Raw genomic sequence first — 13351 nt, forward strand, 5'->3', positions numbered from 1 at the left:
ATGGAAACAGCAATGAACTGGACCTGGTTTCACAAGCTCGGCTCGCCCAAATGGTTCTATGGCATCAGTGGCAAACTGCTGCCGTGGTTGAGCATCGCCGCCGTGTTGCTGATCGGCATCGGCCTGGTCTGGGGCCTGGCCTTCGCGCCGCCGGACTACCAGCAAGGCAACAGTTTTCGCATCATTTATATCCATGTTCCTACCGCGATGCTGGCGCAGTCCTGCTACGTGATGCTGGCGGTGTGCGGCATCGTCGGCCTGGTGTGGAAGATGAAACTCGCCGATGTGGCCCTGCAATGCGCTGCGCCCATCGGTGCGTGGATGACCGCCGTGGCGCTGGTCACCGGCGCGATCTGGGGCAAGCCGACCTGGGGCTCGTGGTGGGTGTGGGATGCACGACTGACGTCCATGTTGATCCTGCTGTTCCTGTACTTCGGTCTGATTGCCCTGGGCAACGCGATCAGCAACCGTGACAGTGCCGCCAAGGCCTGCGCGGTGCTGGCCATCGTCGGCGTCATCAACATCCCGATCATCAAATACTCGGTGGAGTGGTGGAACACCCTGCACCAGGGCGCCACCTTCACCCTCACTGAAAAACCGGCGATGCCCGTGGAAATGTGGGCGCCGCTGCTGCTGATGGTGCTGGGTTTCTACTGTTTCTTCGGCGCTGTGTTGCTGCTGCGCATGCGCCTCGAAGTGCTCAAACGTGAAGCCCGCACCAGTTGGGTCAAGGCCGAAGTGCAAAACAGCCTGGGAGCGCGCGGATGAGTTTTGCTTCTTTCAGTGATTTTCTCGCCATGGGCCACCACGGCCTGTATGTGTGGACGGCCTATGGCATCTGCCTGGCGGTGCTGGCCCTCAACGTCGCCGCGCCGATCCTGGCCCGCAAGCGTTACCTGCAACAAGAGGCGCGACGTCTGCGCCGGGAGACCGAAAAGTGAATCCGCTGCGTAGAAAGCGTCTGTTGATCATCCTTGCGATTCTGGTGGGCGTCGGCATTGCCGTCGGCCTGGCCTTGAGCGCCTTGCAGCAGAACATCAACCTGTTTTACACGCCCACGCAGATCGCTAATGGCGAAGCGCCGATCGACACGCGCATCCGTGCCGGCGGCATGGTGGAGAAGGGCTCGCTCAAACGCTCCGGCGACTCCCTCGACGTGACCTTCGTCGTCACCGACTTCAACAAAGCCGTGACCATTACTTATCGCGGCATCCTCCCGGACCTGTTCCGCGAAGGCCAGGGCATCGTCGCCCTGGGCAAGCTCAACGCTGACGGTGTGGTGGTGGCCGACGAAGTGCTGGCCAAGCACGATGAAAAGTACATGCCACCGGAAGTGACCAAGGCCCTGAAAGACAGCGGCCAATCCGCGCCAACGCCTGCCAAGGAGGGCTAAGCCATGACGTCCGCACTGTTTATTCCAGAGCTGGGCCAGTTGGCGATGATCCTCGCCCTGTGCTTTGCCATCGTTCAGGCCGTGGTGCCGTTGCTCGGTGCCTGGCGCGGCGACCGCTTGTGGATGAGCCTGGCGCAGCCGGCCGCCTGGGGCCAATGTGCCTTCCTGGTGTTCGCGTTCGGTTGCCTGACCTACGCCTTCATGACCGACGACTTTTCCGTCGCCTATGTGGCGAATAACTCCAACAGCGCGTTGCCTTGGTACTACAAGTTCAGCGCTGTGTGGGGCGCCCACGAAGGTTCGTTGCTGCTGTGGGCGCTGATCCTCGGCGGCTGGACCTTCGCGGTGTCGGTGTTCTCGCGCCAGCTGCCGCAAGTGATGCTGGCCCGCGTACTGGCAGTGATGGGCATGATCAGCATCGGCTTCCTGCTGTTCCTGATCATGACCTCCAACCCGTTCACCCGCATCCTGCCGCAGATCCCGGTGGACGGGCACGACCTCAACCCGCTGCTGCAGGACATCGGCCTGATCGTGCACCCGCCGATGCTCTATATGGGCTATGTCGGTTTCTCCGTGGCCTTCGCCTTCGCCATCGCCGCCTTGCTCGGCGGGCGCCTCGATGCGGCCTGGGCGCGCTGGTCGCGGCCGTGGACCATTGTCGCCTGGGCCTTCCTCGGGATTGGTATCACCCTCGGCTCCTGGTGGGCCTATTACGAACTCGGCTGGGGCGGCTGGTGGTTCTGGGACCCGGTGGAAAACGCCTCGTTCATGCCTTGGCTGGTCGGCACTGCGTTGATTCACTCGTTGGCGGTCACCGAAAAGCGCGGTGTGTTCAAGAGCTGGACCGTGCTGCTGGCCATCGCGGCATTTTCCCTCAGCCTGCTCGGCACCTTCCTCGTGCGTTCGGGCGTGCTGACCTCGGTGCATGCGTTCGCGTCCGACCCGGAGCGCGGCGTGTTCATCCTGATCTTCCTGCTGTTTGTGGTCGGCGGCTCCCTGACGTTGTTTGCGTTGCGCGCGCCAGTGGTCAAGAGCCAGGTCGGCTTTAACCTGTGGTCGCGGGAAACCCTGTTGCTGGGCAATAACCTGGTGCTGGTGGTAGCCGCTTCGATGATCCTGCTCGGCACCCTGTACCCGTTGGTGCTGGACGCCTTGAGCGGCGCCAAGCTGTCCGTCGGCCCGCCGTATTTCAACGCGTTGTTTATCCCGTTGATGGGCCTGTTGATGGTGGTGATGGCGGTGGGCATGCTGGTGCGCTGGAAAGACACCCCGGTGAAATGGCTGGCCGGCATGCTGATGCCGGTGTTGCTCGGCAGCGTGGCCTTGGCGGTGATCGCCGGGTTTGCCTATGGCGACTTCAACTGGGCGGTGCTCGCGACCTTCCTGCTCGCCGCCTGGGTGTTGCTGGCCGGCGTACGCGACATCTTCGACAAGACCCGTCACAAAGGCCTGGTCAAAGGCCTCCCGACCCTGACCCGCAGCTACTGGGGCATGCAGATCGCCCACATTGGCATCGCCGTGTGCGCCCTTGGCGTGGTGCTCTCCAGCCAGAACAGCGCCGAGCGCGACTTGCGCCTGGCGCCGGGCGAGTCCATGGACCTGGCCGGTTACCACTTCATCTTCGAAGGCGCCAAGCACTTCGAAGGGCCGAACTTTACGTCAGACAAAGGCACGGTGCGTGTCGTGCGCAATGGCAAGGAAATCGCCGTGTTGCACCCGGAAAAACGCCTGTACACCGTGCAGAGTTCGATGATGACCGAAGCCGGCATCGACGCCGGTTTCACCCGTGACCTGTATGTGGCGCTGGGTGAACCGTTGGGCGAGGGCGCCTGGGCGGTGCGGGTGCATGTGAAACCGTTTGTGCGCTGGATCTGGTTCGGCGGCTTGCTTACCGGCTTTGGTGGTTTGCTGGCCGCGCTGGACCGACGGTATCGGGTCAAGGTCAAGAGCCGGGTGCGTGAAGCGCTCGGCCTGCAAGGAGCGGCGGTATGAAGCGTTGGTTGATGGTCGTACCGCTGGCGATGTTTCTGGTGGTGGCGGTGTTCCTGTATCGCGGCCTTTATCTGGACCCGGCCGAGCTGCCGTCGGCCATGATCGGCAAGCCGTTCCCGGCGTTCAGCCTGCCAACGGTGCAGGGCGACAAGACCCTGACCCAGGCCGACCTGCTGGGCAAACCGGCACTGGTCAACGTGTGGGGCACCTGGTGCATTTCCTGCCGCGTCGAGCACCCGGTGCTGAACACGCTGGCCGAGAAGGGCGTGGTGATCTACGGCATCAACTACAAGGACGACAATGCCGCGGCCTTGAAGTGGTTGGCTGAGTTCCACAACCCGTACCAACTGGATATCCGCGATGAAGACGGCAACCTCGGTCTGAACCTGGGCGTCTACGGCGCCCCGGAAACCTTCTTCATCGACGCCAAGGGCGTGATCCGCGACAAGTACGTCGGCGTGATCGACGAAGTGGTGTGGCGCGAGCAACTGGCCGCCAAGTACCAGGCACTGGTCGATGAGGCCAAGCCATGAAGCGTCTGTTAGCCGCTGCGGTGCTGGCGCTGGGACTGGCCGGCGTGGCCCACGCCGCCATCGACACCTATGAATTCGCCAAGGACGGGGACCGCGAGCGTTTCCGCGAACTGACCAAGGAACTGCGCTGCCCCAAGTGCCAGAACCAGGACATCGCCGACTCCAACGCACCCATCGCCGCCGACCTGCGCAAAGAGATCTTCCGCATGCTGGGGGAGGGCAAGGACAACCAGCAGATCATCGACTTCATGGTCGACCGCTACGGTGATTTCGTGCGCTACAAACCGGCCCTCACCGGCAAGACCGCGCTGCTGTGGTTCGGCCCCGCCGGGCTGCTGCTGGCGGGCGTGGTGGTGATGGCGGTGATCGTGCGCCGTCGCCGTGCTGCGCCGACCGATGGTTCCGACGCGCTGTCCCCCGAAGAGCGCAAACGCCTCGACCAATTGCTGGACACCAAGACTGATGATTGATTTCTGGCTCGCAGCTGGCTTGCTGCTTCTGATTGCCCTGAGTTTCCTGTTGATCCCTGTCCTGCGCGGCCGCCGCGCCCAGCGTGAAGAGGATCGCACCGCGCTGAACGTGGCGCTCTACCAAGAACGCGTGGCCGAGTTGCAAGTGCAGCAGGACGAAGGCGTACTGAATGCCGCGCAACTCGACACCGGCCGCGCCGAAGCGGCGCGTGAATTACTGGCTGACACGGAAGGCGTGGAAAAACCCCGTGAATCGCGCTTGGGCAAGCCACTGCCATTTCTGGCGGCGTTCTTGGTGCCGGTCCTGGGGGTTGCGCTGTACCTGCATTACGGGGCCAGCGACAAGGTTGAACTGACCCGCGAATTCTCCCAGCCGCCGGTGTCCATGGAAGACATGACCCACCGCCTGGAACGTGCCGCCGCTGCCCAACCGGACTCGCCGGAAGGCCTGTACTTCCTCGGTCGCGCCTACATGGCCCAGGACCGTTCCGCCGATGCCGCCAAGGTGTTCGAACGCACCGTGGCGCTGGCCGGGCGCCAGCCGGAACTACTCGGCCAGTGGGCCCAGGCGCAGTATTTTGCTGACAACAAACAGTGGTCGCCCAAGGTGCAGGCGCTCACCGACGAGGCGTTGAAGCTCGATCCAAAGGAAGTCACCAGCCTCGGCCTGTTGGGTATCGCTGCCTTTGAAGGCCAGCGTTATCAAGAGGCTATCGACTACTGGAATCGTCTGTTGGCCCAGCTGCCGCCGCAAGACAACTCCCGCGCAGCGCTGCAAGGTGGCATTGACCGCGCTGCCGAGAAGCTCAAAGAGAGTGGCGGCACCGTTGCTTCTCAAAAAAACGTGATGAACGTCCGCGTGGACCTGTCCGCCGACGTGAAAGCCAAGGCGCTGCCCACCGACAGCGTATTTATCTTCGCCCGTGCCGTGAAAGGCCCGCCGGCACCGCTGGCCGCCAAGCGCGTCACCGTCGCCGAACTGCCCATCACCGTCGAACTCGGCGACGCCGACGCGATGATGCCGCAGTTGAAACTGTCCAACTTCCCTGAAGTCCAACTGGTTGCGCGCATATCCCGGGCCGGTCAACCGACCACTGGCGAATGGATCGGCCGCAGCCAACCCCTGGCCAGCACCACCACTGCCTTGCAGCAGCTGACCATCGACAGTCCGGACAAGTAACTCGAGGAAACGCCTATGACCGCATTTGCACGCATCACCTTGCTCAGCCTGGTACTGGGCCTGAGCGCCTGTGCGGTCCACCGCCCACCTCCCGGGCCCACCGGCCCGACCATCCCACCGTCAGGCCCATCGACCCAGCCGAGCACCAAACCCTCCGGCCCGGTTACCCCGCCGCCGAAACCCGTGCCGACCAAATCGCCGACCTTCGCCCCACCACCGGGCGCGGCCAGCCACTGGGACGGCAAGATGCAGGTGTACGTGCTGGAAGACCAGCCCGACACCTTCTACCGCCAGCGCACCTACTACCGCTGGAGCAACGGTTGGAGCCGGTCGATCAGCCCGAACGGGCCGTGGGAAGAGACCGACGTGCAGGGCGTGCCACCGGGGCTAAGCAAGCAGTACGCGCAATGACAAAAGGCGACCTTCGGGTCGCCTTTTTCTTGCCAGTGAAACGCTTTCTCCAAGCCAATGAAGATCACCTGTGGGAGCCGGGCTTGCCCGCGATGGCGGTGTGTCAGGCACCGAATCAATTGCAGCTAAACCGCCATCGCAGAGGTGCGGCGATCCGACAAGCCAGTTCCCACAGGAGACCTCATCGGCTGTCAGGCCACTGGACACTCCCGATTCAGCGCTTGATCCACCAACAACTGCGCAATCTCAATCATCTGCACCACTGCCAGCACCTGCTTGCGGCCCGAGCCATCCAGATGCTCGGCACAGTCGTAAGCACACACGGTTGCGGATTCCAACATCTCGCTGGCATTGCTCAAGGCAGCTTCAGTGCTGAGGCCGGGGCGGACGGTGAAGATGAGGTTGGGTGGAGTTTGAGGCGTGTCATCCGAGGAGGATGGGGGGATCAGGCGTGATTTTTTCCATGACGAAGCTCCTATGAATGAGCACCTCCATCTCGCTACCACACGATGTAAGGAGGCGACTGTACACGGGGTGGTAGACCGGTCATAGAAACCCGGCAGGCCGAAGCCTCCCATGCACAGCCGCCACAAAGCAGCCCGCACAAAAAAACGCCCGTAAGCGTTTTGGGGATCTATGAAAGAACCGGGCTACCACACCCGTTCGCTGATTTTGCAGCGACCCGCGAAGGTTAACGGCGAGGTTGATCGGACGCAACCCGAAATCTGTGTAGGGGCTCTCCTAGGAAGCGTTGAAAAAAGTGAGTCGTACGCAGGTGGTCGACCGGGGAGTGGAAACCTGGAAGGGCAGGGCCTCCTGTGTACAGCTCGCTCCACATATTGATTACCTGGGGAGCGCTGAGGTGTAGGGATAGTCCGGTATTTGCGTGTGTGTCCGGTCCTACCTAGCTGTTCGGTCAGTATTTAATCCACACCTGATTTGCTAGGTTGAATAACTGAAAAAAAAGGTGTGCCGTCGTGCTGAAGCAGGGCATTTTCATCGGATTAACATTTTGCTTATTGAGCGCCGCGTTCGACGTATACGTAGCATTCGTCACGCAAACCCTCAGTACGGTGGTGGTCATTTTCTACTGCTTTATGTCCTCAGCAGTGCTTTTTCTGGCATGTGCGATCCATCGAAATTCGGCGTCCTTGAGTTTAAAAATCAAGGTTGATTGGAAGAGCATCATCGTTGTGAATGTTTCGGTGCTACTTAACTGGGGCGGACTGTTCTACGCCCTCCGTTATCTCGAGCCCGCAGTCGTCGGAGTCGCATCGGTCGCCTGTGGCCCTGCACTCACTTTGCTTATTTCTCTGCTCGACAAACGTGGTGCCAGGATTGCTTTGGAGGACGCATTGGTCTCGGGCCTGGTGCTCTTCTCAGTTGGAGTTATGTTGTTCAACTCCTTTGCCGGGGAGAGCGGTATATCCACCACCTCCGTAGGCCAGCGGTCACTGGGGATCTTCAGCGTTATCGTCTGTGCCCTGGGCACTGTCATGTACACAGTATTTTCAAAGAAAATGTTTGCTCGGCAGTGGGCCATTTATGAAATCCTGGCCGTCAGAAACATCGCCATGATCGCTGTTTGTGTCATCGCAATTCCTGTGGCGGGGGGAAGTTTTTCCATTAATCGCGAGTTAATTCTGCCCATGTTGATCCTGGTGGTGATCGGCCATTTATTGCCGATTTACTTGATCCAGAAAACCATCTATTACCTCACTCCGATCCACGTATCTCTGGTGTTGCTGACCCTTCCGGTATTTGTCCTGTTACTCCAGTACCTGGATGCCCGAGTGGCGTTTTCCGTGGCAAGTGTTGCGGCCGTCAGCATCATTGTGCTTTTGCTGTTGGGGCGGGCCTTGTACGCAATGAGGAGGGCGGTACCATGATTAAAGTAGTGGTGGTCGACGGATTTTCATCCGGTAAATTTGTCGCGAAACGACTGAACGAAGAGGGGTGCTTGCTGATGCATGTGGCCTCATCCGGCAGTTTGGATCGTTACTATTACAAGGGCTTCGACCAAACGCTGTATGACCAGATGATCGTCAATATCGATCTCGCAGCGACGATGGCGCGTGTCGAGCATTTCGAGCCTCAGTTCATCATCGCCGGTGCCGAAACCGGTGTGCTGCTCGCCGACCAGTTGAACGAGCGACTGCAGCTGCCGTATCGCAATGACTTCGACAAAACCCATGCCCGTCGAAACAAGTACGAGATGATCCAGTGCATTACCCAGGCGCAATTACCCGCCGCACGACAGTTCCTCGCCAGTACCTGGGACCTCGCACAATGCTGGATCAACACCCACGGGCGTTTTCCTGTGGTAATCAAACCCCTTGAGAGTGCAGGAGCGGATGGGGTGTTTGTTTGCGAGGACATGGACGCTTGTGAGATCGCCGTGAAAAAGCTGTTGGGGACGACAAACCGATTGAATATCCCAAACACCCAGGTCTTGATTCAGGAGTACCTGGCCGGGTTGGAGTATGTGGTGAATATGGTCTCCCTGGACGGCCAACAGCTAGTCACTGAAGTCGTGCGCTATCAAAAGCAGCGCACGCAGGGGGGCGGCATCCTCTATGACATTGACGAGTTAATCGGGCCCGACTCGGCGGTCTATTCGGTATTGGTGGATTACACTCGGGCCGTAGTGCGATGCTTGGGTATCCACAATGGACCCAGCCACGCGGAGGTCATGTTCACCGAGGATGGGCCGAAATTGGTGGAAATTGCAGCCCGTACCGATGGCATTCTTCGCCCGGGCGTATCCAGGCAAACCACTGGTCTTGGGCAGATTGATGCAGTGGTGTTATCCATCGTCGAACCTGAAGGTTTTACGCAGCGGCTGGTTAAAAGAGAGCATTATCAACTGTTGCAACATACCTATAATGTTGGCCTGATCAACCGCTTGGAAGGCTATTTCTATAAGGACCAGTTCCTGAGCGAGCTGCGCAAGCTGGATTCTTTTTATGAAGCGGCTTTTTACGTTGAGAACGGTGAGCACATAGGCGCGACCCATGACGTTTTCAGTCAGCCAGGGACTGTCTATCTGGTTCATGCGGACCGTGCAGTTATCGCAGCAGATTACCGCAGAGTGCGCGCACTTGAGTTGCAGGGAAGCTATATAGGGAGGCGTTGAAGTTTGCGCCGTTGTTCATTTTCTCATGCCGCTTTCAACGAGACGGACCTCATGCATCTCCACGTCATACGCCACGGCGAAACCTGGGCCAACGCCGAGCACCGCTACCTCGGCGCACTCGATCCGGAATTGACCGAGCGGGGCAGGGCACAGGCCGTCTCTCTGAGCAAGAATCTGCCCTGCGGCATCGACGTGTTGATCGTCTCTCCACGCCTGCGAGCCCAGCAAACGGCGCAGATTCTTAATCAGGCGTTGAACCTTGAACCCGTGACGATGGACAGCTTCCGCGAGCGCGATGTGGGTGTTTTCGAGGGTTTTGAACTGAAGAGGCTTCCGACTGTTTCGCCCTTCGAATCTCACTGAAACACCTCCGACCCCTGTGGCGAGGGAGCTTGCTCCCGCTGGACTGCGCAGCAGTCCCGATCCCGTCACGTTCGATCCACCTGACACACCGCGCCCTTCGGTTTTGGGGCCGCTTCGCAGCCCAGCGGTAGCAAGCTCCCTCGCCACAGGGGGGGGTGCGGTGACATTCCAACCTTTCACAAAACCTTCATCCAGCCGACCCCCTCCAGTCATGTGCAAGTAATTGCACTGACACCTCCCGCGCCTACTGTCGTTTGAACTCAACCGCAGCCATCCCCTGGCTGTTCAAACAAGACAGAGAAGCCCATGACGCACGCTATCCATGTCGATCACTTGAACAAGACCTTTGCGAAGAAGCCCGCGTTGGTCGACCTCGAATTCACCATTGCCGCTGGTGAGATGGTCGCGCTGATTGGCGCTTCCGGTTCCGGCAAGTCCACGTTGTTGCGCCATTTGGCGGGCCTGGCCTGTTGCGACAAGAGCAACGGCGGCAGCGTCAAGGTGCTGGGCCGCGAGGTGCAGGCCAGTGGACGCTTGAATGGCAAGGTGCGGCGGTTGCGGGCGGACATCGGCTACATCTTCCAGCAGTTCAACCTGGTCAATCGCCTGAGCGTGCTCGACAACGTGCTGCTCGGGTGCCTGGGCCGCATGCCGCGCTGGCGTGGCAACCTGGGGCTGTTCAATGCCGAGGAGAAGGCGTTTGCCATGGCGTCGCTGGCGCGCGTCGGCCTGGCCGATCTGGCCGCGCAACGGGTTTCGACCTTGTCTGGCGGCCAGCAGCAGCGTGTGGCGATTGCCCGTGCGTTGACTCAGCGCGCCGAGGTGATCCTGGCCGACGAACCGATCGCGTCCCTCGACCCGGAGTCGGCGCGCAAGGTCATGGAGATCCTCGCCGACATCAACCGCCGCGACGGCAAGACCGTGGTGGTGACCCTGCATCAAGTCGATTACGCCATGCGTTACTGCCCGCGTGCCGTGGCTCTGAAAGGCGGGCGCATTCATTTCGACGGGCAGGGCAGTTCGATGAGCAGCCAGTTTCTCAACGATTTATACGGTGCCGACGTCGACACCAGCCTGATGTGTTCCGACCAAACCCGCCGTGCCGAAGCGCCCCCTCGGCTGGCCCTGGCGCGCGCTTGAAACCCTACTCACGACCCACAGGAGTCCCGTCCATGTTGAACCGTATCGGCCATGTGTTTTTGTCTGCCGTGTTGCTGGCCAGTGTCGCGCTGGGCAACGCCCACGCCGCTGACAAGGTGATCAATTTCGGCATCATGTCCACCGAGTCTTCGCAGAACCTCAAGAGCATCTGGCAGCCGTTCCTGGATGACATGCACAAGAAGACCGGCCTGACCATCAACGCCACCTTCGCCTCCGACTACGCCGGCCTGATCCAGGGCATGCGCTTCAACAAGGTCGACGTGGCCTGGCTGGGCAACAAGGCCGCGATGGAAGCGGTGGACCGTTCCAACGGCGAGATCTTCGCCCAGACCGCTGCCGCCAACGGCGCCGCCGGTTACTGGAGCGTGCTGATCGTGCGCAAGGACAGCCCGATCAACAACGTCGACGACATGCTCAAGAATGCCAAGAACCTGACCTTCGGCAACGGTGACCCGAACTCCACCTCGGGCTACCTGGTGCCGGGCTACTACGTGTTCGCCAAGAACAACGTGGACGCCGCCACGGCGTTCAAACGCACGCTGAACTCCAGCCATGAGGTCAACGCCTTGAGCGTGGCCAAGGGGCAGTTGGACGTGGCCACCTTCAACACCGAAAGCTGGGACCGCCTGGAAGTCACCCAGCCCGACAAAGCCGCGATGCTCAAGGTGATCTGGAAATCTCCGCTGATCCCGGCCGACCCGATGGTGTGGAGCAAGGCGCTGAGCGACAGCGAGAAAACCAAGATCCGCGATTTCTTTGCCAACTATGGCGACACCGATGAAGAGAAAACGGTGCTGAAGAACATGCAGCTGGGCAAGTTCCTCGCCTCCAACGACGACCAACTGTTGCCGATCCGCCAGCTGGAGCTGTTTAAGCAGCGCACCACGATCAGCGCTGACAGCAAGCTGGACGCGGCCGACAAGGCCAAGAAACTCGCCGACATCGACGCCGATCTGGCGAAGCTGCAACAGCGCATCTCCGAGCTGGACAAGAAAACTGCGGTCAACGGCTAATCCCCCGCCTGTATGCGGAGTGCTTTTGGGGTGAGGGGGCTTGTCCCCCTCCGGGTTCACAGCAGAGCCATTGGGGCTGCTGCGCAGCCCAGCGCGGGGCAAGCCCGCTCACCACAGAAGCCAGGCTCACCACAGAAAGCCCACTCATACACATTGATCGAGAGTGACCCATGACTACCTTGCACGCTGAAGCCGTCGGCAAACGCACGTGGCCGCAATACCTCGGCTGGGGCCTGTTCCTGGTCTTGCTCGCCTGGGCCTGGCACGGCGCGGAAATGAACCCGCTGGCGCTGTACCGCGACTCCGGAAACATGGCGACCTTCGCCGCCGACTTCTTCCCGCCGGACTTCCACGAGTGGCGCTCCTACCTCAAGGAGATGATCGTCACCGTACAAATCGCCCTCTGGGGCACGGTGTTGGCCATCGTCTGCTCGGTGCCGCTGGGCATCTTGTGCGCCGACAACATCACCCCCTGGTGGGTCCACCAACCCCTGCGCCGGGTGATGGACGCCTTCCGCTCCATCAATGAAATGGTCTTCGCGATGTTGTTCGTGGTCGCCGTCGGCCTCGGCCCTTTCGCCGGTGTATTGGCCCTGTGGATCAGCACCACCGGCGTGCTCGCCAAGCTGTTTGCCGAAGCCGTCGAAGCCATCGACCCAGGCCCGGTGGAAGGCGTACGTGCCACCGGCGCGAGCGCCCTGCAGGAAGTGATCTACGGCGTGATCCCCCAAGTGATGCCGCTGTGGGTGAGCTACGCGCTGTACCGCTTCGAAGCCAATGTCCGCTCGGCGACGGTGGTGGGCATGGTCGGTGCGGGCGGGATCGGCGTGATCCTCTGGGAAAACATCCGCGCCTTCCAGTTCGTACAAACCTGCGCGGTGTTGCTGGTGATCATCGTGGTGGTGAGCGCTATCGACGTGTTGTCCCAACGCCTGCGCAAGCAGTTCATCTGACGTCGGAGGGGTGCCCACGCGGCGCTTTTTTTAAACATGCAGTTGTCTAGACAAGATGAGCCGGTGTACCGCGAACTCGCGGATATCCTGCGCCGTGAACTGAGCAGCTATCAGGCCGGCGACTTCCTGCCCGGCGAGGTGCACATGGCCGAGCGCTTTGGCGTCAACCGCCACACCCTGCGCCGGGCCATCGACGAGCTGGTGTTCGAAGGCAGCCTGTTACGCCGCCAGGGCAAGGGCACCCAGGTGCTCGACCGCCCGCTCATCTACCCGATGGGCGCCGAGACCTCCTATAGCCAATCGTTGTCGGCCCAGGGCGTAGGGGTGGAAGCGCTGTTGCTCAAGCGCCGCTACTGCTACGCCAGCCGTGAAGAGGCGCAGCACTTAGGCATCGCCGAGATGGCGCCAATGATCGAACTGCAAACCCTGCGCAAGCTCGACCACCAGCCCGTCAGCCTGATCCGCCATCGCTACTGCGCCAGCCGCGCGCCGTTGCTGGCCGACTACACCGGCGGGTCTTTGCGCCACTACCTGCGCGAGCGTGACCTGCCGCTGACCCGCACCCACAGCCTGATCGGTGCGCGTTTGCCCAACCGTGACGAAGCCGCGCTGCTGATGATGCCCCGGCACTTGCCGGCGCTCACCGTATTCACCCTTTCCCGCGATCGCGATGGCCACCCGGTGGAGCTGGCGCAGTCCACCAGCCGTTCGGATCGCTTCCAGTACCAGGTGATGACTTGATGGAG

General features: G+C 60.9%; 16 protein-coding genes. 15 read left to right on the forward strand and 1 reads right to left on the reverse strand.

Translation table 11 applies throughout. The features are described from left to right. The first annotated feature begins 12 nt into the window (after window positions 1–12). From BM403_RS27340 to BM403_RS27375, 8 genes are read left to right on the forward strand one after another with little or no spacing between them, the layout of a single operon-like run. Entirely contained in the window at window positions 13–768 is a 756-nt protein-coding gene (locus BM403_RS27340) for a heme ABC transporter permease (RefSeq protein ID WP_093546100.1), read from the forward strand. After that, the gene (gene ccmD / locus BM403_RS27345; RefSeq protein ID WP_003172771.1) at window positions 765–941 is read left to right on the forward strand and encodes a heme exporter protein CcmD; all 177 of its coding nucleotides are present in this window, start codon (window positions 765–767) and stop codon (window positions 939–941) included. Before BM403_RS27340 ends, ccmD begins: the two co-directional genes overlap by 4 nt. Next, window positions 938–1393 (forward strand): cytochrome c maturation protein CcmE, encoded by a 456-nt coding sequence (ccmE, locus tag BM403_RS27350; RefSeq protein WP_012723035.1) that lies wholly within the window; start codon window positions 938–940, stop codon window positions 1391–1393. The genes ccmD and ccmE overlap by 4 nt, the downstream gene beginning before the upstream one ends. Before the next feature lie 3 nt (window positions 1394–1396). Further along, the gene (locus BM403_RS27355; RefSeq protein WP_012723036.1) at window positions 1397–3385 is read left to right on the forward strand and encodes a heme lyase CcmF/NrfE family subunit; all 1989 of its coding nucleotides are present in this window, start codon (window positions 1397–1399) and stop codon (window positions 3383–3385) included. After that, window positions 3382–3918: a DsbE family thiol:disulfide interchange protein gene (locus BM403_RS27360; protein ID WP_046035737.1), complete on the forward strand. Its 537-nt coding sequence runs from the start codon at window positions 3382–3384 to the stop codon at window positions 3916–3918. The genes BM403_RS27355 and BM403_RS27360 overlap by 4 nt, the downstream gene beginning before the upstream one ends. Next, window positions 3915–4388, forward strand: coding sequence for a cytochrome c-type biogenesis protein (locus BM403_RS27365; RefSeq protein ID WP_065901641.1), 474 nt, complete (start codon window positions 3915–3917; stop codon window positions 4386–4388). The genes BM403_RS27360 and BM403_RS27365 overlap by 4 nt, the downstream gene beginning before the upstream one ends. After that, window positions 4381–5568, forward strand: coding sequence for a c-type cytochrome biogenesis protein CcmI (ccmI, locus tag BM403_RS27370; RefSeq protein ID WP_046035736.1), 1188 nt, complete (start codon window positions 4381–4383; stop codon window positions 5566–5568). Before BM403_RS27365 ends, ccmI begins: the two co-directional genes overlap by 8 nt. 15 nt (window positions 5569–5583) lie before the next feature. Then, a complete protein-coding gene (locus tag BM403_RS27375) occupies window positions 5584–5979 on the forward strand; it encodes a hypothetical protein (protein ID WP_064052909.1) in 396 nt (131 codons plus the stop codon). 191 nt (window positions 5980–6170) lie between these two features. Here the strand turns inward: BM403_RS27375 and BM403_RS27380 are convergent, their stop codons facing one another. Continuing rightward, complete coding sequence (locus BM403_RS27380; RefSeq protein ID WP_175538113.1) at window positions 6171–6338, reverse strand: DUF6124 family protein; 168 nt, start codon at window positions 6336–6338, stop codon at window positions 6171–6173. Window positions 6339–6956: 618 nt separating this feature from the next. Between BM403_RS27380 and BM403_RS27385 the strand changes: the two genes are divergently transcribed. The 7 genes from BM403_RS27385 (at window position 6957) to phnF (ending at window position 13346) form a co-directional block, all read left to right on the forward strand. Beyond that, a complete protein-coding gene (locus BM403_RS27385; protein ID WP_093546104.1) occupies window positions 6957–7868 on the forward strand; it encodes a DMT family transporter in 912 nt (303 codons plus the stop codon). Next, window positions 7865–9115 carry an ATP-grasp domain-containing protein gene (locus tag BM403_RS27390; RefSeq protein WP_093546107.1) on the forward strand — a complete coding sequence of 417 codons (1251 nt, stop codon included), beginning with the start codon at window positions 7865–7867 and terminating at the stop codon, window positions 9113–9115. Before BM403_RS27385 ends, BM403_RS27390 begins: the two co-directional genes overlap by 4 nt. A 51-nt stretch (window positions 9116–9166) precedes the next feature. Then, window positions 9167–9478 carry a histidine phosphatase family protein gene (locus tag BM403_RS27395; protein WP_250948540.1) on the forward strand — a complete coding sequence of 104 codons (312 nt, stop codon included), beginning with the start codon at window positions 9167–9169 and terminating at the stop codon, window positions 9476–9478. A gap of 306 nt (window positions 9479–9784) precedes the next feature. Next, entirely contained in the window at window positions 9785–10618 is an 834-nt protein-coding gene (gene phnC / locus BM403_RS27400) for a phosphonate ABC transporter ATP-binding protein (protein WP_093546110.1), read from the forward strand. 32 nt (window positions 10619–10650) lie between these two features. Further along, window positions 10651–11652, forward strand: coding sequence for a phosphonate ABC transporter substrate-binding protein (phnD, locus tag BM403_RS27405; RefSeq protein ID WP_093546113.1), 1002 nt, complete (start codon window positions 10651–10653; stop codon window positions 11650–11652). 170 nt (window positions 11653–11822) lie between these two features. Continuing rightward, a complete protein-coding gene (phnE, locus tag BM403_RS27410; RefSeq protein ID WP_012723051.1) occupies window positions 11823–12605 on the forward strand; it encodes a phosphonate ABC transporter, permease protein PhnE in 783 nt (260 codons plus the stop codon). A gap of 36 nt (window positions 12606–12641) precedes the next feature. After that, on the forward strand, window positions 12642–13346 hold the full coding sequence (phnF, locus tag BM403_RS27415) for a phosphonate metabolism transcriptional regulator PhnF (RefSeq protein WP_012723052.1): 705 nt from the start codon (window positions 12642–12644) through the stop codon (window positions 13344–13346). Window positions 13347–13351: the final 5 nt, after the last annotated feature.

It is taken from the genome of Pseudomonas sp. OV546 (genome assembly GCF_900116845.1).
Classification (GTDB): domain Bacteria; phylum Pseudomonadota; class Gammaproteobacteria; order Pseudomonadales; family Pseudomonadaceae; genus Aquipseudomonas; species Aquipseudomonas petroselini.